This is a genomic window from Atlanticothrix silvestris CENA357 (assembly GCF_016056295.1).
Lineage (GTDB): Bacteria > Cyanobacteriota > Cyanobacteriia > Cyanobacteriales > Nostocaceae > Atlanticothrix > Atlanticothrix silvestris.
Genome location: NZ_JAECZB010000067.1, coordinates 116,572 through 136,527, shown reverse-complemented (window position 1 = coordinate 136,527; position 19,956 = coordinate 116,572). Strand labels below are relative to the sequence as shown.

Here is a 19,956-nt window from a genome sequence, read left to right as displayed (position 1 = left end):
ATGTCATACCACCAATAGATAAACAAAGAAAAATTAGATATTGGTGTGAGGATGAAAGTCGTGTGGGGTTAAAGACTGAAGCGGGTAGATTAATTACCAACTTTGGGACTAAACCTATCGGTATCATGCAATGGAAACGAGATAATTTTTATTTATATGGATTAGTAAAACCGTTAACGGGTGAGTATTTCATCTGGGAATTTTCTCATTTAAATGCAGCTTGTTTTCAGGTTTTCTTAGAAAAATTTTCTGCCACTTATGCCCAAGATATCCATATTATTCAGTTAGATAATGGAGCTTTTCATTTTAGCCAGCATCTTCAAATACCAGAAAATATCATTTTATTATTTCAACCTCCACACACACCCCAAGTTAATCCAATTGAGCGATTATGGGAGGAAATTAAAAGGCATTTAGCTTGGGAAAGCTTTGGAACTTTAGATGAGTTAAGACAATTTATCTGGAGGCGTTTGGAAAAATTAAACACATCAATCGTTGCTTCTATTACAGGTTGGGATTTTATTCTTGATGCTTTATTTGAATCAAATTTTTCGTGAATTGGTATCAGTATGGATCGATCAAGCTTTAAGTAGTAGTCGTTCATTAGCAACGGATTTAGAAACCGCACACAAATGGTTACATCGAATTGCCGAATGCTTGCGCTATGGCAATGGCTCTGACCACAAAGGTGATGATACTGGTACACAAACTGAAAAAGCTCCCTTAACTAGTTTTCAAGTTCAGCGCGAGATGGAAGACTTATTACAGCAGTTTGTCACTGAAGAGGAGCAACATCCGGCACAGTTTGCTCTCAAGAACAAGTTACAACGGTTGTGGCACAAATACGCGGCTAATTTACTGTATTGCTATGATATCCCTGGCTTACCGCCAGATAACCTCAAAATGGAGACTATGTTTAGTCATTTACGTCGCCACCAGCGACGGATTAGCGGACGCAAATCTACTGCTGAATTACGTGATTTTGGACAATATCAAGTTCTATTTTTAGCTCAAAGCGAAAAACAGTTACTTGAGCAAATTCAGCAAGTACCTGTAACTGAGTACAAAGCTCAACGTCGTAGATTAGCTTTGTCCGAAGCCCCCCGTCAACAAAAACATCGCCTTCATCATGATCCAGTTAGCGCAATACAAAGCTTAGTTCATCAACATCAAGAAATTCTCTCTGTGCTTGAGTCTCAGGCTCTTTCATACTAATTTTCATACTAATTAGATAGCTAAGGTTGGGCTTTCGTCTTCATCTTTGAGCTAGGTGGCGAGCGAACATAGGCAATAAGTAAAATTTACCATTTTGCCTATTCACGCAACAACGCCTTCATGAAAACTAAAAATCAAAAGATTGGACAAGGGTATAGGAGTATATAGGAATCTGCTTTGATTCCTGAAATCATTTGCGTAGTAAGGGAACAGGGAATAGGGAATAGGTAAGAAGAAATAAAGCGGAAAGTCTGCCGGGGAGATACTCCTGCCGGAGAACTTTTCAAGAAAGTGTACTGAGTTTTGTTCAGAAATCAAATATGAGTCCTATAGAAGTGTAAGGATTTAGAACACCATTTCCCCTATACCCTTACTCCCAAACCTGTGCCTAAGTCCTGACTATGAAGGATTTACACTGATGGAAGTAGCATTCGATTCAGGTTCAGTAGTTGCACCAACTGCCATGACTGTAGACCATTCACTGACGCGGTTATCATCTAGAACGGCTCGGACTCGATAAGCAAGCTGAGTTTTATGTACTAATAAGATTAAATCTCGGTTGAGTAAGCCTTGTGATTTGAGGTTTTCGTTTGATGCAGCTTGGAGATGAAAACAGCGATCGCTTTGACGTTGTAAATCTGGAGACTCACCATCCACCAGCACCTTTTGCAGTTCGTACTCTTTAGCCCCTGGATAAGCTTCCCAGCAAAGATTCCAGTAGGTTGACCAGTTAATCAAATTTGTTGTTGATTCCTTAACCTCATCCGACAAGGTAGAAACGAGTCCGGTAACTGGAGGTTGTACGACTTGCGGCGACTGGGAATTAACAGATTCTATATATCCAGGTTGCTCAACCTGTTGTGCAGCTATAGATGAACCGACATCAAGACCTAGCATCAGTCCGAATATCAAAGTGAGTAGCACAACCAATCGTAGGCATCGTGAAGGCACTAGGGGGAGGATTTTAAAATTCATAGTCATGCAAAACTTAAATGCTTAACCCGATTCTTCAAAATTAGGCATCAGATGCAGCAAAAGACAATCCTGCTACATCTAAGCCTCATTAAATTACAAATTGCGAATTGGTATGATTACCACTCTACCTTTGAAATAAGGTTGCCGTTATCGGCATAGATAGTTCTTGAACGGATATGCGTTCTAGCAGGTAGTGTGGAATTGAAGACACCGCTTTTTCTTCCCACGGCTGATTTGTTACCAATTTCTGCACGGAATATAACAACGTCAGGTGCTAACCCTACGTCATCACCTAGCCTAGTTTCCGGGCCACTATCAACACCATTGACAACCTGCCTACCACCATGAACTAGAACACGAGGCCCATAACCATTTCCATTACCAATAGTCAGATTAGTTGTCGCTAAACCATGAAAGACAACATCGTTTGCTACACCGGCAAGTATCCCAATGTTAAAAGGTTGACCCTCATCAGCACGGATGGAAATTCTATTACCTAATTTCTGGTTTAAGGCTGCGAGAGAATCTTGCAGAATCACATTGCCGATGATGCGGTTAGGGTAGTTGGGATCTTGAGTAGTAACCCCACCTATGGTTGGCAAACTTGGTGTTGGGTTATTAGGGGTGGATGGACTGAAATTTATCCCTGTGACATTTGACGGATTGGCTACGGCTAATTGTGTATAACCTTGGGCCAATGACTGATTAACTGCAATTACACCCTGCATCAATGCAACATCGGCTTGTGTCAGGTTAGACACCTTCCCCAAACTGCCACTAGTAGCTTCTATGTTACTAGTAACATTTTTACCTGGGAGGACAACTTTACCAGAGGGTAAGGTAACACCAGGGCCGACCCGCGAGAGAAAATTGACTACGGTGTTGAACTCTATAGTTGCACCGTCTACTTCAGCGTTGAAGGCGATGAATGTCTCTGGCTGAGTGTTGCTAAACTGAACACCGCTCACGGGGTCAGTAAAAGGCCCAGTTGAGCCAGTAAGACCGATTTTGGCTGTACCTTTGACAGTGACCAAGTGTGCCAGGATGACTCGCTCACCAATAGTTGCCCCCACTACTGAAGGTGTAATGCTCACTTGGTCTTGGACGTTGGATCCTTCACTGATAATGATGGGGCCATTAGTAGCATTTAACCGAGCAAATGGTGCAACGTAGACTTTTCCCCCCAAGGTAATATTTGCGGGATTGGTAATTATCGCAGCTGGGTCAATAAAATTAGCTGATGCTGGGGCTGCTGTACTGGGACATATAGGTCGGTTAACTGCCGTTGGACTACACGAAGCAAGGCTTGCAAGGGCTGGTTGTGCATCTACCTGTATAACTAGGACAAACGCAAGGATAATTGCAGTAAAGGCACTAAAAATTGTGCGAGGTTTGAACATTAAAAGAAGGCTCCTCACGAGCTATGGAGTATTTATTTGCGGAATAATTTGTGTTAACGAGGAAAAGATACAATTCAGCGTCGCCTATAGTCAGCGAAATTCTAGGCCAATCTGAGGAATTAGCAAAAAATCATATTGCCACAATTCCCCTTTTCAACTCTTTCTTACTTGCTTATAAGATAGAGAATTAACCAGCCCAAAATCCGCTCAACAAGTTATAAACGTTGAGAAATGTTACCAAGTCATCTATCAGACCAGTAATAATACCAAGAAGTGAGCTTTGTGGAATTGTCGTCGTTGCGTGGGCAACTGCATTATTGTATACAGTCTCCCAAGCGTTCGGCCCGGTAGCCGTTGTACCATAAACCTGTGTACTCACAGCCAAAATAAAGCCAAGCGCAGCTAGACTGGCTAGTAATGTGCGACGTTTTAACATTATTATTTGATACCTGATAGTTTGCCAAGTTTGTTTGACAGGGTAAACCGAAAAGGTAAGGGAAAAGCGGTAACTTTTCAATTTACCTGAGCTAATGACGTACAATTGTTACAAGCAGCTATTAGCAGCTTACTTTTATATTATCTTAATATTATTTAGTAATTTAAGCTAGATATTTTAATATTAGTAAAACTTATATAGCAATTCTAAATGATTTATGAGAAAGTACCATATTCATGGAGCTTTGGAAAGTCAAATATTTGACAATGTACAGATAATTCAAATAAGCTCTTGACGACAGAGAAAGAATGACAGAAAAAAGAAAATTCTCGAATCAATCTTTTGGCTTGTAACCAAATGTCTTCTACAGGGTTTTGTTGTGGTGCGTTCGGAGCAAATCTTTCACATGTTACTAACCAGTCTTCTGGTAGCCGTTGGCTATTTAAAGATTCTAAATAATCTTTGATGGTCTGAGAACGGTGATAACTTGCACCGTCCCAAATGATTAATAAGTTGGCTTCAGGTCTTTGTGAGCGTAGATATTCTAAAAAATGAATCGTATTTTCCGAGTCACCTTTTTTAGCTGTGTAAATAAGGAATTCTTTGGTTTTGTAATCTAATGCCCCATAATACGTTTGCTTCTCCCGCTCATTCAATACTGGAATCGTGACTCGTTCACTAGTTTTTCCCCAAACATAACCACAAATATCACCCCACAATAAATGACATTCATCAACCATGAATACCACCAGTTCTCCCGACTCTATTTCGGCCCGTCTCGATGCCAATAGCTCACAAATAGCTTTTTTTTTAAGGCGACCTTATCTGGGTCATGTTTTGGATTATGGGCTTGTGCTTTCTTCCATCTAATACGCGCTGCTTTAAACAAATCATAGTAACTTTATTTGGAGGCGAATGTCACTCCATACTTGGCTGCAATGTGGTACTCTAATTCATTCAACGTCCATATTTGCTTTGTTTGCAACCATTCGATTACCTCCCCACGTTGCATCTCATTGAGTAGTACTTTGCTGCCTTTATATCCTAGCTTGAGACCATCAATTCCATTTTTAAAGAAGGCTTTTTTCCATGTACTGATGAAACCACTAGAAACTCCTAATATTGGCATGATCTCTATGGTTTAGATGTACTGGCATTTATTGGTTGGCAACATGAGCAAGAGCATCAACAGTTGGTAGAAATTCAACGCTCATTAAAAGGTCGTGGTGTGGAGATTAATGAGAGAAATGTAGGTAAGCTATATCGGCAATTTCTGGCACTGTTAGGTGGAACGATTGCACATACCCAGGATAAATTAGCTGCCACAGCGATTGAACATGGCGGTTTGATTTGGGCAATTGATGCTTTACAGCCAGAGGGACAAACCAATTCGCAATTGACACAGATTATTTATCTCTGTTGTCGGTTTGGGTTGACCAGGCTTTAAGTAACAGTCATTCGGTAGCATCAGACTTGGAACAGGCGCACCAATGGTTGCAACGAATTGCCGAATGTTTGCACTATCCTGAACACACCAGTCCTAGCACAGATAATGTGACTGACATTACACAAACTCCGAAATTACCTTTAACAAGTTTTCAAGTTCAACAGGAGATGGAAGAGCTATTACAGCAGTTTGTGCCTGACCCTCCACAAAATCCGGCACAGTTTGCCTTGAAGAAAAAGTTACAAAAACTGTGGTATAAATACGGAACTAATTTGTTGCACTGCTATGATATCCCTGGCTTGCCACCAGATAATCTCAAAATCGAGTCTTTATTTAGCCATAAGCGTCGCCACCAACGATGAATTAGTGGACGTAAATCAACTGCCGAATTGCGTGATTTTGGGCAATATCAAGTTCTCTTTTTTGCCGAAAGTGAACAACAGTTACTTGAACAAATTCAGCAAGTACCTTTAACTGAGTATAAAACCCAACGTCGTAAATTGGCTTTGGCGGAAGCACCCCGTCAACAAAAACATCGTCTTCATCATGATCCAAGTAGCACAATACAAGGTTTAGTTAATCAACATCAGGAACTCCGGTCTCTGCTTGAGTTTTAAGCTCTTAAATACTGATTAGACAGCCAGGGGCGTGAAGCCTAGCACAGTTAAACCAGCTAGTATTGTGCGACGTTTCAACATTATTCCTAGATACCTCATAGTTAGCCAAGTTCTTTTGGCAGGGTAAACCGAAGAGATAAAGGAATAAACCTTTAACTTTTCGTTTTGCCTGACCTATAACCATCAATTTTGGGTTAACGAAATATTAATTTCTATCAACTAGTAACTCAGTATACTACTAATTGCTGCTTAGTAATAGAGCTTTTGATATTGATAAAAACTATGTTGAGTATAAGATTGTTACATAAAATTAATGAGCTATTCCCGCCATTCTTCCCTGTCCTGGCAACGATTCCATCTCAAAGAAATCCATTAGCTTGCGGCTGCCCATGATGCCTAGCCCCATTCCTGTACCAGAGGTATAAGTAGGTCGGCATGGAGAAGGGAAAAGAGGAAGAGGGAAAGGGGAAAGGGAGCCCCATGCTTAAAAATAGGCGAAGTCTTCCGGACAAAGGATTCTGCCCAAAGAGCTTCGCGCGAAGCTCGCCACGTGGAATCTTCCATGTGGCAGACTTCGCGGGCTTTATACTATCTGGGGAAAAGTTTTAAATTTAATTCCTTTACCCCTTATACCATTTCACTAAAAATATGATACAGATTTAACCATTGAAAACTTTGCTGCATCTAAGTTCTTTATCAGAAACGTCTGAGGCTCTCCTTCAAGAAAAAATTCAACCGTTCCACCTTTGGCATATTGAAACGCGTTGTGGGCAAATTCTGAAACTGCTGTTGCCAATCGTGCTTGATCTTGAACATCAAAGTTCTCTCACATCAAAGTGTTGTTGAGATTAGAGCTAATATAGGTTGAGTACTGCAATGCTTTTAGATCTTGGTTGGGTACACTTGAGTCAACTTCAGTGTAGTGAACATGAGTGAACTGCGATCGCAATCTGGGACAAATACACTTAACCCTTATTCTTCTATTCCACTTTTTTTCTAACTGCCCAGAAAACGAGCGAACCGGGAGTTATAATCATCGCGCGTTAAACAAATCGCTAATCTTACGGATGAAGCCGTTAAATTCTCCAGTTTTTCGGTATGACTTCTCAACTGAAGGATATTATTTAATTTTCACTACCACCAGTTGGGTTATACACGAAAGAAAACCACAGTAAATATGTGGAGTTAGCACAATGCAAACAGTAAACAAATTACCGCGATGGTTAACCTTAAGTTTGGCATTTCCCTTGGTCATCCTTAACGGTTGGGTATTGCTTCAAGTCATCAAATATTTTCAACCATTAGTTAGTATTTTAGTTGCTGCCCTACTACTAGCTTTTATTTTGGATTATCCAATTAGATTATTCCAAAAACAAGGAGTAAAACGTAATATAGCTATCACAATAGTTTTATTGTTAGCTGTAGTGATAATTGCAGCTTTTGGGATCACTTTAGTGCCATTAATTATACAACAGATTAACGAATTAGCTAACATATTGCCTGCTTGGATTGATTCCGGGAGACAACAATTACAAAATTTTCAAAACTGGGCGATTACAGAACAATTACCGATTAACTTAAGTGGTTTAGTTCCGCAAATTCTAGATAGAATATCTACCCAAATTCAAAATTTTACAGGTAAAATACTAAGTTTAGCTTTAGACACCATCGGTAGTATCGTTAATGTATTACTAACGGTAGTATTGACTTTTTATTTAGTTTTAAATGGAGAATCTCTCTGGGATGGGATTTTTTTGTGGTTTCCTTCCCGTGTTGGAACTTATATCCGCCAGTCAATACGTGAAGATTTTCAAAATTACTTTATTGGTCAATTCATATTAGCCACTATCTTAGCATCAGGTGTTATATTAGCTTTTTTGGCGCTTAGAGTACCATTAGGTTTACTTTTTGGATTAGTAATTGGTTTTTTTGCTTTATTTCCTTTTGGTACAGGTATAGGAATTAGTATTGTTAGTTCTTTAGTAGCATTAAATAATTTTTGGTTAGGAGTAGAAGTAGTAGTTGTAGCAGTAGCTATTGACCAATTTAATTCTAATTTTGTAGCACCCCGTATTCTTGGTAATTTAACAGGTTTAAACCCTGTTTGGGTCGTGATTTCTTTATTACTTGGAGTGAAGTTAGGAGGATTATTAGGGTTATTAGTTGCTATACCTTTAGCAAGTTTTATTAAAAGTGTTGCAGATGGTTGGCGTGAAGGAAAATTGAATATAGAGTCTGATGAAGAGAATATCATGCTGGAAAAATCATATTAACGTGAGTTCGATTGGTACGCATAGTAGAAGATTTAGCAGCACAACCAACAAGTAGCGTACCTCAAGCCTGCGGAAGTTTAGCAGCAACATCAGCAGCATACGATTTTTGGAGTTCGCCGTATTTTGAAGCAGATGATATGGGACTCATATTTGATTTCTGAACAAAACTCAGTACACTTTCTTGAAAAGTTCTCCGGCAGGAGTATCTCCCCGGAAGACTTTCGGCTTTATTTCTTCTTACCTATTCCCTATTCCCTGTTCCCTGTTCCCTGTTCCCTTACTACGCAAATGATTTCAGGAATCAAAGCAGATTCCTATATACGCAATGCCCATATCAAAAGTACAGTTGAAAGAATTAAAGAACACGAGATTGTGCTGATGATTCAGGACACAACAAATATAGATTTGACCAGTCATCCCGGTACAAGTGGAATTGGGTATCTAGACAATACAAAATGCTTCGGATTAAAAGTACATTCAACATTTGCAGCAAGCACATTGCGTGAGTTCCTCTAGGAATAATTAGGGTCTGCTGAATAGCTTTAAAACTCTTATGTTGTAAGCTTTCCAGGCTATTTTTGGAGAAAAAAGTGCAAAAGAATACAGGTAGAAGCTTTAAAAACCTTGCATTGACAATTTTTTGGACTTCAAAAAACTGGAAACAATAAGGGTGAAACTGTTCCCTATTCCCTGTTCCCTGTTCCCTGTTCCCTACCCACACTAAAGGACTTTTTCAGCAACCCCTAATTAATCAACAAGTTTGGGCACGAGATATCAAAGACTTAGGAATAGCAAAAAAACGCCGTCAACGTCAAACAGTAGAAAAAGAAAGCCAGCGCTGGTTAGACGGATTAAATCAAACACAAGGACTAATATCAAATTACAACTTGAAACCGCAAAAAGAATCAATATGGCATTAGCAACATATTCGATTGTGGCATGGCGTTTATTATGGCTAACTTACGAAGCAAGACATAATCCCGATGTGAGTTGTGACACTGTTTTAGATGCGATTGAATGGCAATCTCTGTGCGTCAATTTTACTAAAAACCCCATTCCTCCCAAACAGCCACCAAGCTTGAGAGAAGCTATACGCATGATTGCCCTGCTCGGTGGTTTTTTAGGTCGTAAAGGCGACGGAGAGCCTGGAGTTAAGACAATTTGGAGAGGATTGCGACGATTACATGATATCGCCGCAACCTGGAAATTAGCCCACCAAACGGATTAGAGTAATTAACGAAACTGTAGGTCATATAAATACATTCCTAATGCACCTCACATATTAGTTTATTTGTCAACTTCACTAATCCATCATAACCGTGAAAACCACCAATTATCAGCTTTTCAGCTTTGTTAAGAAAGATGTGACTAATGGATAGTACCAGGAGAGGGGAGTAAAGCAATGAAATGATTTTTTCGTTGCTCCTCCTCTCCTGACGGAGACGCTACGCGTAGCGTAGCTTGCTTCTCCAAAGGAGTACGCCTTTTAGGTGAGGGAGAGGCCTGTCGAACTCACGTCATATTAATAGTCATTGTCGGCCACACAAATCCCTTTACATTTAATACCGTTCGTAGCAGTGCGCTGACAATGAGAACATAGAATTTTTTGGTTTTCTGTTTCTTGATTTATCTGTATACTAGTACTTGCTGTAAGAAAGTCTTTTTCGGTTTGAGGTTTTACAGTCATAAAAATAGTGATTATTGCTTATGTAGAGGTTAACTACAGCACTTACTTGATATAACAAGTGAGTGTTATTAAATATATAAATTGTAGTTTTCTTTTGGGGTTGTGCAAAAGTGGCGATCGCATAAAATATTAATCTGCTTTATGTAACGGATGGAGATAACCTTTGCCAATTAACAGACTACTGATGCTTCCGTTTTGGTGCAGGAACTTGTTAGCTGTCCTCTGATACCAAAACTAGTTCAGTCTAGCTTGTTTTGAAATCCGTCTAGTTATTTCAACTTCTTGCTTCATTTGATCTGCTTCGTCTTGACATTCCTTTGCTAGTTCTTCGAGATCATTTGCTATTGACAATACCTCTTGCGCTAGGTTTTTCATCTCTGCTGATTTTTGATCGTATTTTTGAGAAGCTTCTGTAATTTCAGAAAAAATATCTTTGTATTCTTTAGGTGGATTTTTCAACCACTCGTCAAACTCACTTTGCAGTTTTTGAAGAATAGCAATAGTTTTTTTAAATGATGTTTTAAGACGCATATCTAACGTCTTAATCTCCTGAATTTTTGCCTTGAGTTGTTTGGTATTGTTTACTCCAGCTAACTCGTAGGCTATAGCTTTTAGCTCTTGAAGTTTCATAATTACTGTCGAGCATCCCCAATTTAGAGCATTTTATCGATCTACTTATTTTAATTTTTGATAAAGTCTTTCATTCTCTTCACGAAGACGCTGACTCTCTTGAACTAACGTAGCAATTTGCTGTTTCTGCTGTTCAATTAAAACTATTGCTTCGTCCCTTTGCTGCTTATATCGTTTGGTATGGGCAACTCTTCCACCCAAACTTTTATTATTTTGAGCTAATTCCTGTCTTCGTTTCTCAACTGCATTGTACTTCTTTTGAAGCTGTTCTAGTTCTGTAACCAGTTCAGTCTTAGCTTTATTATTCTCAGCTTCAGATCGTAAGGCTTCATTTTCAGCTTCTAGTGAGAAAACTCGTGCTTCTAATCTCTTAATTTCTTTATTTTTACCAAATAATTTCTCTTGTAATGCTTTAATGAGACTCAGCAGCTTGGATTTTTGCTGATCTTGTTCATAGCTAGCTGCTTCAAGCTCATTAGCGCGATCGCGCAGACGACCAGCCCGATTCTGTAGAACTTTGGCTGTACATTCGTACTTAATAATAGCAATAACTCTGCTACGCTCTGGTTCATCCAGTTGTTGAACTTCAGGGCTACGCCAAAGATCATCATAGTTGGTACAATCATGGCGTAGATCCTGAGTTGGGACGTGTTCAGGAGCCGCAATCAACTCATAGTTTTTCAGCCGAACTCGGTCATGCCAGTAGTCAAACAATGCCTTGCTGTCGTCCATTATTGTGCGATCGCTTGTAAGATAGCTATTTACCTTTAAACATATCGCGTAATATTGCTTAGAATCCCTAAGCCACTAGCTCTCGCGTCTGTTACTTTTAGTCAAACCAGAGTTCTCCCTACAAGGAATTTTTCATACTTTACATTTTTAGTTTGTTTTCGAGCCTCGATAAATTCGATCCATTTGCTGTGGAGAAAGCACTGTCATTGGAAACCCTTTATGTGCAGAAATAAGCAGTTCCTGAGATGATTGAAACGCTGCTTCTTGAGTTTGGGCTAAAGGTGGGCTAAGTAACGTCTCATCTATTTCCGATGGGAGAGACTGATTTTGAGGCAAGACATAGGCGTGCTTTTGTGAATCGTATGCCAAAACTTCACCTGTCTCAATTTGATAAATCCAAGCATAAATACTGAGTTGCCCTTGGTGGAGCTTAGAGCGAATCACGGGATAAGTCCGTAAATTTTCAATTTGGGTAAGTACATTCTCAGCAATAATTATTTCTAAGAGTTCTTCGCCTTCGTAGTTGCTATAATTGTCTTTCACCAATCGTCGGGTTGCCTCTGCATACTTGAGCCAGTCATGTACAAGCGGCATTTCTATCCGCAGGCTGTCTAACTTCATTAACCCTTTCATAGCACCACAATGTGAGTGACCACAGACAATTATTTGTTGAATATCTAATGCTTGAACAGCATATTCAATTGTTGCCCCTTCACCGCCATTAGTTGCACCAAATGGTGGAATAATATTGCCTGCATTGCGGATAACAAACAACTCACCTAATCCGGCTTGTGTAATCAGGTTTGGATCAATACGCGAATCGGAACAAGTAATAAATAATACTCTAGGCTTTTGACCATGAGAAAGTTGTTCAAACAGTTCTTCATGGGTGGAAAAATAACTACTTTTGAATTCGCGTAAACCTTTAATCAATTTTTTCATAGGAGTACCTCAATGAATAAGTAATGCTTTCAATTTTTTGTAAAAATTTGGTTCTAAAATTAAGAAAGTAGAAATTTGCAAAAGCAATATTTGGTTTATAGCGATTCTTCCCTTGGTAATGTAGAGCAATAAATAATTAACCACCCATAAAAGAGGATGGACGCAGATAAATTTGTATGTCAGTAGATTAAGAAACACTATATACCATTGAGTATTGCTGATGCAATCTAGTATACAAGATAAGTTCGTCACTAATGACTGCACTATCGCAGACATCAATGCAATTACCCTAATCTCTCACGGATGGTAATTCTATTGTTCTAAGAACGCTGCATAACTACTAATTTAACTCCTTAAAAAAGGAAAATTTATCTTTAATAACTAGATAGCTCAGTATACTATAACTTCCTTAAGATTAACCCCAGTTAATACAGCACCCTCCAAATTAGCATTATCAAGCTTGGCATCAGTCAGCTTGGCATTTGTTAAGTTAGTAGCGCTTAAATCAATATTTCTTGCGAATACTTGACTCAAGTTTGCACCAGTTAGATTAGCACTAATCAACTCGGCACCTTCTAAATTAGCTCCCTTTAAATTAGCATTTCTTAAATCTGCACCAACTAAACGAGCCGAACGCAAGTTTGCTCCTGCCAAGTCACACCCTGGACATTTACCCGTTTTCAGTAATTGTCTAACATGGACAGGATTTGCAGCCTGGGCCGGCATGGCATAGTAAATCGTACTTACTAATACTGCGGTAGCTAAAATCTCCAGTTTCATCTGACTTCCCTCAAAACGGTTAGATACTATTAACCTTAGTCAAAACTTTTAACTCAATTAGGTTAACAATATCTATAAATAGATTGGCTTAATTAATCAGCTTTTGCCATTACACCACCGGGTTAATCAAAGGGTGAAATTTATGCTTATATTGTTTAAGCAGTCTTGCCAAACTACCCTCTATGGTCGCAGTTTTAATGTGATATCAATCTGCGATTGGGAAGAAACTATAGGGGCAAAAGGCGATTAGACTATTGGGACGGAAACGCCCATATTCCCATAAACTTGCGTGTTACTCGCAGTGCTACCGCACCAAGCACCGCCAGAAACTTAGGCTGGAAGCCAACAAACATATCCAATAATTTACCTATGTCGAGTTTGGGCGATCGCCTGATGCCATGAATCTAGTAGTGTTAAGCGATGGTCATAGCTAATTATCGGCTCAAACCATTTCTCAGCTTGCCATTGATGCACAATTTCTGCTTCACTTTCCCAATAACCAACGGCTAGACCTGCTAAATAAGCTACCCCCAAGGCAGTAGTTTCAGTGATTTTAGGACGGACAACAGGCACACCCAAAATATCTGCTTGGAACTGCATCAGCAGATCATTGCAAGAGGCACCACCATCTACCCGTAGTTCTGAAAGATCAAGCTGAGAATCCTGGCGCATAACATCGATCACATCAGCCGTTTGATAGGCAATGCTTTCTAGCGCTGCACGGGCAATATGGGCACTGGTTGAACCACGACTTAAACCTACAATTGTGCCGCGAGCATAGCTGTCCCAATAAGGTGCGCCTAAACCGACGAACGCAGGCACAAAATACACACCACCGTTATTAGGAACACTGCAAGCTAGAGATTCCACATCTGCACTGTGTTTAATAATACCAAGCCCATCACGCAACCATTGCACAACTGCCCCGGCAATAAATATACTGCCTTCTAGAGCATAATCGGTGCGTCCATTGATGCGCCAGGCAATGGTGGTCAGCAATTTGTGGTTGGATAGCATGGGTTTGTTACCTGTATTCAGCAGTATGAAACAGCCTGTGCCGTAAGTGTTTTTTGCCATGCCACATTGCAACGATGCCTGCCCAAATGTTGCAGCCTGCTGGTCTCCGGCAATTCCAGCAATGGGAACACGGTTGCCCAAAAGACCTTCAGCTGTATATCCATAAACTTGTGATGAACTCTGCACTTGGGGCAGAAGGGAACGAGGAATATTGAGAATAGACAGCAATTCATCGTCCCACTGCTGAGTGTGAATATTAAACAACAACGTCCTGCTAGCATTAGTTACATCGGTGATGTGGAGTTCTCCCTGAGTGAGTTTCCAAATCAACCAGCTATCGACAGTTCCAAATGCCAGTTCTCCTCGCTCGGCTTGAGAACGAGCATTAGGTACATGATCAAGCAACCACTTGAGTTTAGTACCACTAAAGTAAGCATCAATCACTAGTCCTGTTTTTTGCTGAAATTTTGTCTCGTATCCAGATGCTTTAAGTTCATCGCAGTCAGCAGCAGTGCGGCGGTCTTGCCAAACGATCGCATTGTGAAGCGGCTTGCCTGTTTTTCGATCCCAGACTATCGTGGTTTCTCGTTGATTGCTAATACCAATAGCAGCAATATCACTAGCCTTGATCCCAATGCGAGCTAAGGCTTCATTAGCAACACCAATTTGTGAAGACCAGATTTCGTCAGCATCATGCTCTACCCAGCCAGGCTGCGGAAAAATTTGGGTAATTTCTTTTTGAGCAATGGTCAGAATATTACCATTGCGGTCAAATATAATAGAGCGCGAGCTAGTCGTGCCTTGGTCGAATGCCAGAATATATTTAGTCATAGGATATATCTTAAATTTCTTTGTAATCAAGTACTAGCACTAGCTGTGATTACTTGGAATGATTGCTATTTCTACACTTCGCCAAAGATACCAACAGGCAATCGTGCGGTAGGGTTTCCAGATCTGAGCTAAATTTTCTATATTTTTTTTATTGGGCAATTCAGCTAGACCGTAAACTCGGCGAATACCTGCACGGATACCCAGGTCATCCACAGGTAAAACATCAAGGCGATGTAAACGAAACATCAATAGCATCTGCACTGTCCAGCGCCCAATGCCTTTGATTGGAGTTAAAGTCTGGATGATAGATTCATCATCCATTGCCTGCAATTCATCTATAGTAGGCAATCCATCTAAAATCTTCTGAGCAAGGTCTTTGAGATACAAAACCTTAGGACGTGAAATACCTGCTCCCCGCAATATTTCATCTGGAGTGTTGAGAATATCTAAAGCTGTCGGCAAAGCACTATGAGGATAAAGTTGCAAAAATTTACTGTGAATTGCAGCCGCAGCTTTACCCGATATCTGTTGGTAAAGAATTGAGCGAGAAAGCGAAAATAGCAAGTCTCCTGTTTGTTGTACTTGGTAAAGCTTACAATCTCCTACGATTTCTATCACCTTTGCCAATATCGGATCTGATTGTTTGAGAGTTTGAATCGCAATTGAATAATCCATCCTTCATCAGACAATAAGTACCTGATCGCTCTAAACTGTACCATCTAGCCAAGCACATTCTGAATTTAAACAATCCCAATGTACACGGACTGACCAGTCCCTAATTATTTTGATTAGTTGTGATGAAATAGAGTTTCTAGATAAACTTGGGCAACACGGCGATCGCCATCAGCATTTTGTAGTAAAAAAAGTGAGACTGCCGCTGTCAAGACTCGCTTCTCATCCCAATCAGGATGCTGTTCTAAGTAGTCTTTGAGACAGTCATGGAGGGGTGAGGGAATTTCTGTGAAGATATTAATTGTTGCGTTCATTATATGAAAGGTTCTATAAAGCGAATCAATAAGGACAAGGAAATTGTTGTGAATAAGCTTTTGACTGTCTTGGAGGATGTTTTAAAAGTCCTCTGCCCGGTATAAAAACATTTTAGATTCCCCTAAGTTCCTTTTTAAGGGAGGCTAGGAAATCAATAAGTGTCTAAAGTCACAGCCAACCACTTTTCAAACAACCTGTTACACCTTCTTTTGTCTATCTGTTACTTTGCATTAACACTTGGGTAATTTTATACAATTGATGTTACTGTCTGAACAGATTACGAAAGGTTATCAAATTATTGTGCGCTCAAAGGGGGTAGGTTTGTCAATGTTGCAAACTGTTAAACATAACTATAGAAAAAATAAATATTTACGACAGGATAAGGCTTACAGCTAGATTTTTATTACATTACTTAATCTAAACTCGGTATCTCACACTTCTGGGAACTAGCATGACAAAATCCCCAATAAATCAACAAAGCCCTATTGGCTTGTAGAATACCTGTGGAAAACAGATGAAATATCTGTGGAAAATCTGTGGAATCTGCCAGGAAAAGTTCAGCTAATGATAAGAATTACAAAAAAGACTAAATACTGCAACAAAAGTGATGCCTAAGCACAAACGCTCGGCACGTTGTAGGTCAAGCAAACAGACCGCACTGGCTCCTCCGTAGGAAACTTTTCAAGACAGAGAACGCAGAGTAAAGAGTTTCAAGAGTTATTCCTTCTCATTTGTAGAGATGTGTGTACACCATAGGCCCCTGACCCCTGTTTCTTTTGACCAAGGGCTGCCATGTGTCAAAGTAGTAAGTATAAACTCGGCACAATCATTACATCATCTCCACAGATGGCTGACGCAGTACTGTTTAATTTTTTCCAAAGGTTCATTTTCTCCCGATGAAAAAGCGGTCATCACATAACCACTTACTTCGACTTTAGCTTCATAAATGCCTTGAATACTACCATCCTGTGTAGTGAAATCAATCCGAACATCTGCCCATTCTTGATTAACTTGATCATAAGCCAGGACTTGGCCCGATTTTTGATACTCTAGCCAACTCCATCCTTCCTGCATCCATATTTCTCGTTCCACAATTTGTGCAAACTTATCTAAACCACCCCAACCCCGATAGTAGGGATAAAGTTCTTTGACAGAACCATTCCGCCGAACTAATAAATTTAAAATTTCTGGCCGCAAATGACCCCAATAGTGTCCTATTGGTAAATCAATTAGGGTAGGTGCAAACTGATGTCCACCAATATGACTGCATCGCCAAACACGCAAGTTGCTATCAGTGTTTGTAGCATACTCAGAACGCAATTTTTGATAAATGGGATAACCAAATCTGCTACAGGCAACATCAAGATTACCATGTGTGCAGACTAACAATTCTCGAATATTATGACTGTCTTGCCGATAATTTGCAAAATCTGACAACTTTTCTGGTTCTTTGGTTAAAGCAAGTGCTAAAGCACCAATCTCACTATCAGGTACGATAAATTCTTGTTTTTCATACTCAGCAAATAAGCCTGCTGGTCGGCGATAGTGAAATACATGTTTATAGCCAGGAATAGAATACTGCCGATCTGGTGCGATCGCTAGTTGTCGAATTTTAATTCCCTGCGCCCAAACATAGCTTAAGGCATCGAGAACTTGCTGTGACATTGGCTGAGGTTTTAGCCACATTTCCACAGGCCAAGGAGGTGCTGCTTCAATAATGAGGTAGTATTCAGGTGTGCCTGCTGAACCAATAGGATCTTCACCATTATTCTGAGAAATGACTGAGCAGAAACGGCAATCGCTAAGAGTTTCATTGATTAACATATTCACCTAAATTTTAGTAGTTATGAGTTTTTTTCCCTGCCTCTATTTTCCAGTCTCCACTCCATAATCAGGCACAATAATTTCCACATCCCGCAGTTTACGGAATGTATAACCAGCTAAACCAATCAAGACACCAAAAAAGGCAAATAAAGTGTATTGAACTGCCATTCCGGCTCCGGTGACTGTACCGAAAAACCTTCCTAAAATAGATGCCAAACTACCGTCCGGTTGCATTGCAGGCGAAAATATATAATCAGCCAAAGGGCCGGAAATTGCCAACCCAACTGGTGAAGCGATTTGAGAGATTAGGTAACGAGATGCGAAAACACGTCCTTGCACCTCCGGCTCTACTTTAGATAACCAAATTGCTTGACTGGAACTACTGATAAAAGGCCAAAAGAAAGCCGCAAAAAAGCCAGCAATCATCCAAACTAATAGTGAATTCCCCAAACCAAACACCACCATGCTAGCGTAGCTGAAGATAGTACCTAACAAAAAACCGTGGATACGACGCTTAAAACCACCCCAAACACTGAGTAACAATGCTCCAACTACTCCACCAACACCGATCGCAGCTTGCACACTGGCGTAAACAGTAGCATCATTGTTACTACGGGCTAAAATCAGGGGTGAGTGAATGCCATACAAAACAGTATCAACTAAGTAGAGAACCAGCAAAAAGAGTAAAATAGCTAAAAGGCTAGAACGCTTGATAATGTATCGAAAACCAAAGGTCAGTTCTTGCCATAAAGTTTCATTTTTTCGATTTTGTTGGCTACGCTCAGGTTGCGGAATATGCACGCTCCAAATAGTAGCGATCGCAATTAAAAAGGTACACAAGTCAATCGCTAGTATACCCCCTAAGCCAATCGTGTAATAGAGAGTTCCGGCCAGAGCAGGAGCCAAAATCGTCGAACCGAATTGAGTTATATGGTCACTCATCGCCGCCGCCCTAGTATAATGCCGCTTGGGGACAATCATCGACATTGAAGCGGAATAAGCTAACCCTTGGAAGTAGCCAAACAATCCATTGATTGCGGCTGTAATATAGAGATGCCAAATTTCTAAGCGATTCATCAAAAACAAGCCGAAGATCACAATGCTAGAAACTCCCGCTACCGTATCTCCTAGCATCATCAGCTGTTTGCGGTTACAACGATCAACCACTACTCCAGCAAAGGAAGAAGCGATAACTCTTGGTATTTGATGAAACAGCAAAATTAAAGATATGGGTGTTGCTTGACCTCTCGCTTGCCATGCCCAAATAGTAATAGCAAAACTTGTCATTTCTGAGCCAAGAATAGAAGCTATCTGACCCGCCCAAATAATCAAAAAAGTATTGAGACTCTTTGGTTGATTTTGTTCCATTTTCCTGCTACTATGTGCTGGCTTTTGTTGAGTCCACTAAATATTTGAATAAATCATCAAGAATTTTGTTGACTCCTAAAGGGCCGCCTGAAAACCAATTTCCTGGATCTACTTCATATACTTGTTTATTTTGTACTGCTTTCATGTGTGACCAGATAGGGTTTTTCAAATAATCAGATAGTTGTTTACGAGATTCATTAATTATAAATAAAACATCTGCATCATATTTATTTAAATGCTCTAAACTCAATACCAAATAACGTTCCTTTTGATTTTTCTGAATTGGTATGCGATTTACGCCTATATCATCAAGAACTTGGTTAAAGATAGCATCACGATTCAACGATTTGATATTTTGTCCAGACAACCCAATTACTGATACTTTTATTTTTTGTAAACGTTTACCCATCCGGTGCTGCAATTCTTGAATTCTTTTTTGGTATTTATTTAGTATTAACTTGGCTTTTTCTTCCTCACCTAATACCTGAGCAATGTAACGAAAATTATCCTGGAAAGAAACAAAATTACCCCAATCCACCAATACTGTAGGAGCAAAATCGCTAAGTTGGGTGTAAATATTTTTGTGGTTTTCACGTCCCAGAATTAAGTCAGGTTTGAGCATGAGTATTTTCTCCAAAGAAGGCTGAAATGCACTCCCAACTTGGGGAATGTTCTTCACTTGGTATTCATCAATACCACGAAATAAAACACCCTGTTCAGGAGGATAAGTAGCTATACCGATTGGTTTAATACCCAAAGCCAACACAGGATCGAGAATAGTTGAGTCATGTAAAG

19 protein-coding genes and 4 pseudogenes are annotated in these 19,956 nt (G+C 39.9%); 9 read left to right on the top strand and 14 right to left on the bottom strand.

The features are described from left to right. Both I8751_RS18195 and I8751_RS18190 read left to right on the top strand, forming a co-directional pair. Positions 1 to 557: IS630 family transposase (locus I8751_RS18195; RefSeq protein ID WP_214440525.1), on the top strand; the 557-nt coding region annotated here is incomplete at its 5' end. Continuing rightward, the gene (locus tag I8751_RS18190) at positions 529 to 1,215 is read left to right on the top strand and encodes a hypothetical protein (protein WP_214440524.1); all 687 of its coding nucleotides are present in this window, start codon (positions 529 to 531) and stop codon (positions 1,213 to 1,215) included. The genes I8751_RS18195 and I8751_RS18190, both read left to right, overlap by 29 nt. 399 nt (positions 1,216 to 1,614) lie before the next feature. On the opposite strand, the gene I8751_RS18185 is transcribed toward I8751_RS18190, so the two are convergent. From I8751_RS18185 to I8751_RS18170, 4 genes and pseudogenes are all read right to left on the bottom strand, one after another. After that, positions 1,615 to 2,190, bottom strand: coding sequence for a hypothetical protein (locus I8751_RS18185; protein ID WP_190409074.1), 576 nt, complete (start codon positions 2,188 to 2,190; stop codon positions 1,615 to 1,617). Between the two features lie 116 nt (positions 2,191 to 2,306). After that, entirely contained in the window at positions 2,307 to 3,590 is a 1,284-nt protein-coding gene (locus I8751_RS18180) for an LbetaH domain-containing protein (protein ID WP_214440523.1), read from the bottom strand. A 187-nt stretch (positions 3,591 to 3,777) separates the two neighbouring features. Continuing rightward, positions 3,778 to 4,026, bottom strand: coding sequence for a hypothetical protein (locus I8751_RS18175; RefSeq protein WP_214440522.1), 249 nt, complete (start codon positions 4,024 to 4,026; stop codon positions 3,778 to 3,780). Positions 4,027 to 4,241: 215 nt separating this feature from the next. Then, positions 4,242 to 5,164: pseudogene (locus I8751_RS18170) on the bottom strand (IS630 family transposase); the annotation flags it as partial. A 54-nt stretch (positions 5,165 to 5,218) separates the two neighbouring features. On the opposite strand from I8751_RS18170, the gene I8751_RS18165 reads away from it, so the two are divergent. The 7 genes and pseudogenes from I8751_RS18165 to I8751_RS18135 form a co-directional block, all read left to right on the top strand. After that, positions 5,219 to 5,473: a hypothetical protein gene (locus I8751_RS18165; RefSeq protein WP_214440521.1), complete on the top strand. Its 255-nt coding sequence runs from the start codon at positions 5,219 to 5,221 to the stop codon at positions 5,471 to 5,473. A gap of 26 nt (positions 5,474 to 5,499) precedes the next feature. Further along, positions 5,500 to 5,835, top strand: a complete 336-nt coding sequence (locus I8751_RS18160) for a hypothetical protein (protein ID WP_214440520.1) — start codon at positions 5,500 to 5,502, stop codon at positions 5,833 to 5,835. 27 nt (positions 5,836 to 5,862) lie between these two features. Then, entirely contained in the window at positions 5,863 to 6,090 is a 228-nt protein-coding gene (locus I8751_RS18155) for a hypothetical protein (protein ID WP_214440519.1), read from the top strand. A gap of 1,193 nt (positions 6,091 to 7,283) precedes the next feature. Beyond that, positions 7,284 to 8,363, top strand: a complete 1,080-nt coding sequence (locus I8751_RS18150; RefSeq protein WP_214440518.1) for an AI-2E family transporter — start codon at positions 7,284 to 7,286, stop codon at positions 8,361 to 8,363. 8 nt (positions 8,364 to 8,371) lie between these two features. Beyond that, positions 8,372 to 8,503 (top strand): annotated as a pseudogene (locus I8751_RS18145) (transposase DNA-binding-containing protein); the annotation flags it as partial. Between the two features lie 187 nt (positions 8,504 to 8,690). After that, positions 8,691 to 8,858 (top strand): annotated as a pseudogene (locus I8751_RS30610) (IS4 family transposase); the annotation flags it as partial. 382 nt (positions 8,859 to 9,240) lie between these two features. Next, positions 9,241 to 9,591 (top strand): annotated as a pseudogene (locus I8751_RS18135) (IS4 family transposase); the annotation flags it as partial. Between the two features lie 693 nt (positions 9,592 to 10,284). Here I8751_RS18135 and I8751_RS18130 read toward each other — a convergent pair. The 10 genes from I8751_RS18130 to I8751_RS18085 form a co-directional block, all read right to left on the bottom strand. After that, complete coding sequence (locus I8751_RS18130; protein WP_214440516.1) at positions 10,285 to 10,680, bottom strand: hypothetical protein; 396 nt, start codon at positions 10,678 to 10,680, stop codon at positions 10,285 to 10,287. A gap of 45 nt (positions 10,681 to 10,725) precedes the next feature. Then, positions 10,726 to 11,412, bottom strand: a complete 687-nt coding sequence (locus tag I8751_RS18125; protein WP_214440515.1) for a hypothetical protein — start codon at positions 11,410 to 11,412, stop codon at positions 10,726 to 10,728. Positions 11,413 to 11,559: 147 nt separating this feature from the next. Continuing rightward, positions 11,560 to 12,354, bottom strand: coding sequence for a carbonic anhydrase (locus I8751_RS18120; RefSeq protein ID WP_214440514.1), 795 nt, complete (start codon positions 12,352 to 12,354; stop codon positions 11,560 to 11,562). Positions 12,355 to 12,744: 390 nt separating this feature from the next. Next, complete coding sequence (locus I8751_RS18115; RefSeq protein WP_214440513.1) at positions 12,745 to 13,134, bottom strand: pentapeptide repeat-containing protein; 390 nt, start codon at positions 13,132 to 13,134, stop codon at positions 12,745 to 12,747. 363 nt (positions 13,135 to 13,497) lie between these two features. Continuing rightward, positions 13,498 to 14,982, bottom strand: coding sequence for a glycerol kinase GlpK (gene glpK, locus I8751_RS18110; RefSeq protein ID WP_214440512.1), 1,485 nt, complete (start codon positions 14,980 to 14,982; stop codon positions 13,498 to 13,500). 39 nt (positions 14,983 to 15,021) lie between these two features. Further along, on the bottom strand, positions 15,022 to 15,657 hold the full coding sequence (locus I8751_RS18105) for a DNA-3-methyladenine glycosylase family protein (protein WP_214440511.1): 636 nt from the start codon (positions 15,655 to 15,657) through the stop codon (positions 15,022 to 15,024). 113 nt (positions 15,658 to 15,770) lie between these two features. Further along, positions 15,771 to 15,968, bottom strand: coding sequence for a DUF2811 domain-containing protein (locus I8751_RS18100; RefSeq protein WP_214440510.1), 198 nt, complete (start codon positions 15,966 to 15,968; stop codon positions 15,771 to 15,773). 835 nt (positions 15,969 to 16,803) lie between these two features. Then, positions 16,804 to 17,793 (bottom strand): sucrase ferredoxin, encoded by a 990-nt coding sequence (locus tag I8751_RS18095; protein ID WP_214440509.1) that lies wholly within the window; start codon positions 17,791 to 17,793, stop codon positions 16,804 to 16,806. A 42-nt stretch (positions 17,794 to 17,835) separates the two neighbouring features. Further along, positions 17,836 to 19,161, bottom strand: a complete 1,326-nt coding sequence (locus I8751_RS18090; RefSeq protein ID WP_214440508.1) for an MFS transporter — start codon at positions 19,159 to 19,161, stop codon at positions 17,836 to 17,838. Between the two features lie 10 nt (positions 19,162 to 19,171). Further along, the gene (locus I8751_RS18085) at positions 19,172 to 19,918 is read right to left on the bottom strand and encodes an iron-siderophore ABC transporter substrate-binding protein (protein ID WP_225894228.1); all 747 of its coding nucleotides are present in this window, start codon (positions 19,916 to 19,918) and stop codon (positions 19,172 to 19,174) included. Between the last annotated feature and the right edge of the window lie 38 nt (positions 19,919 to 19,956).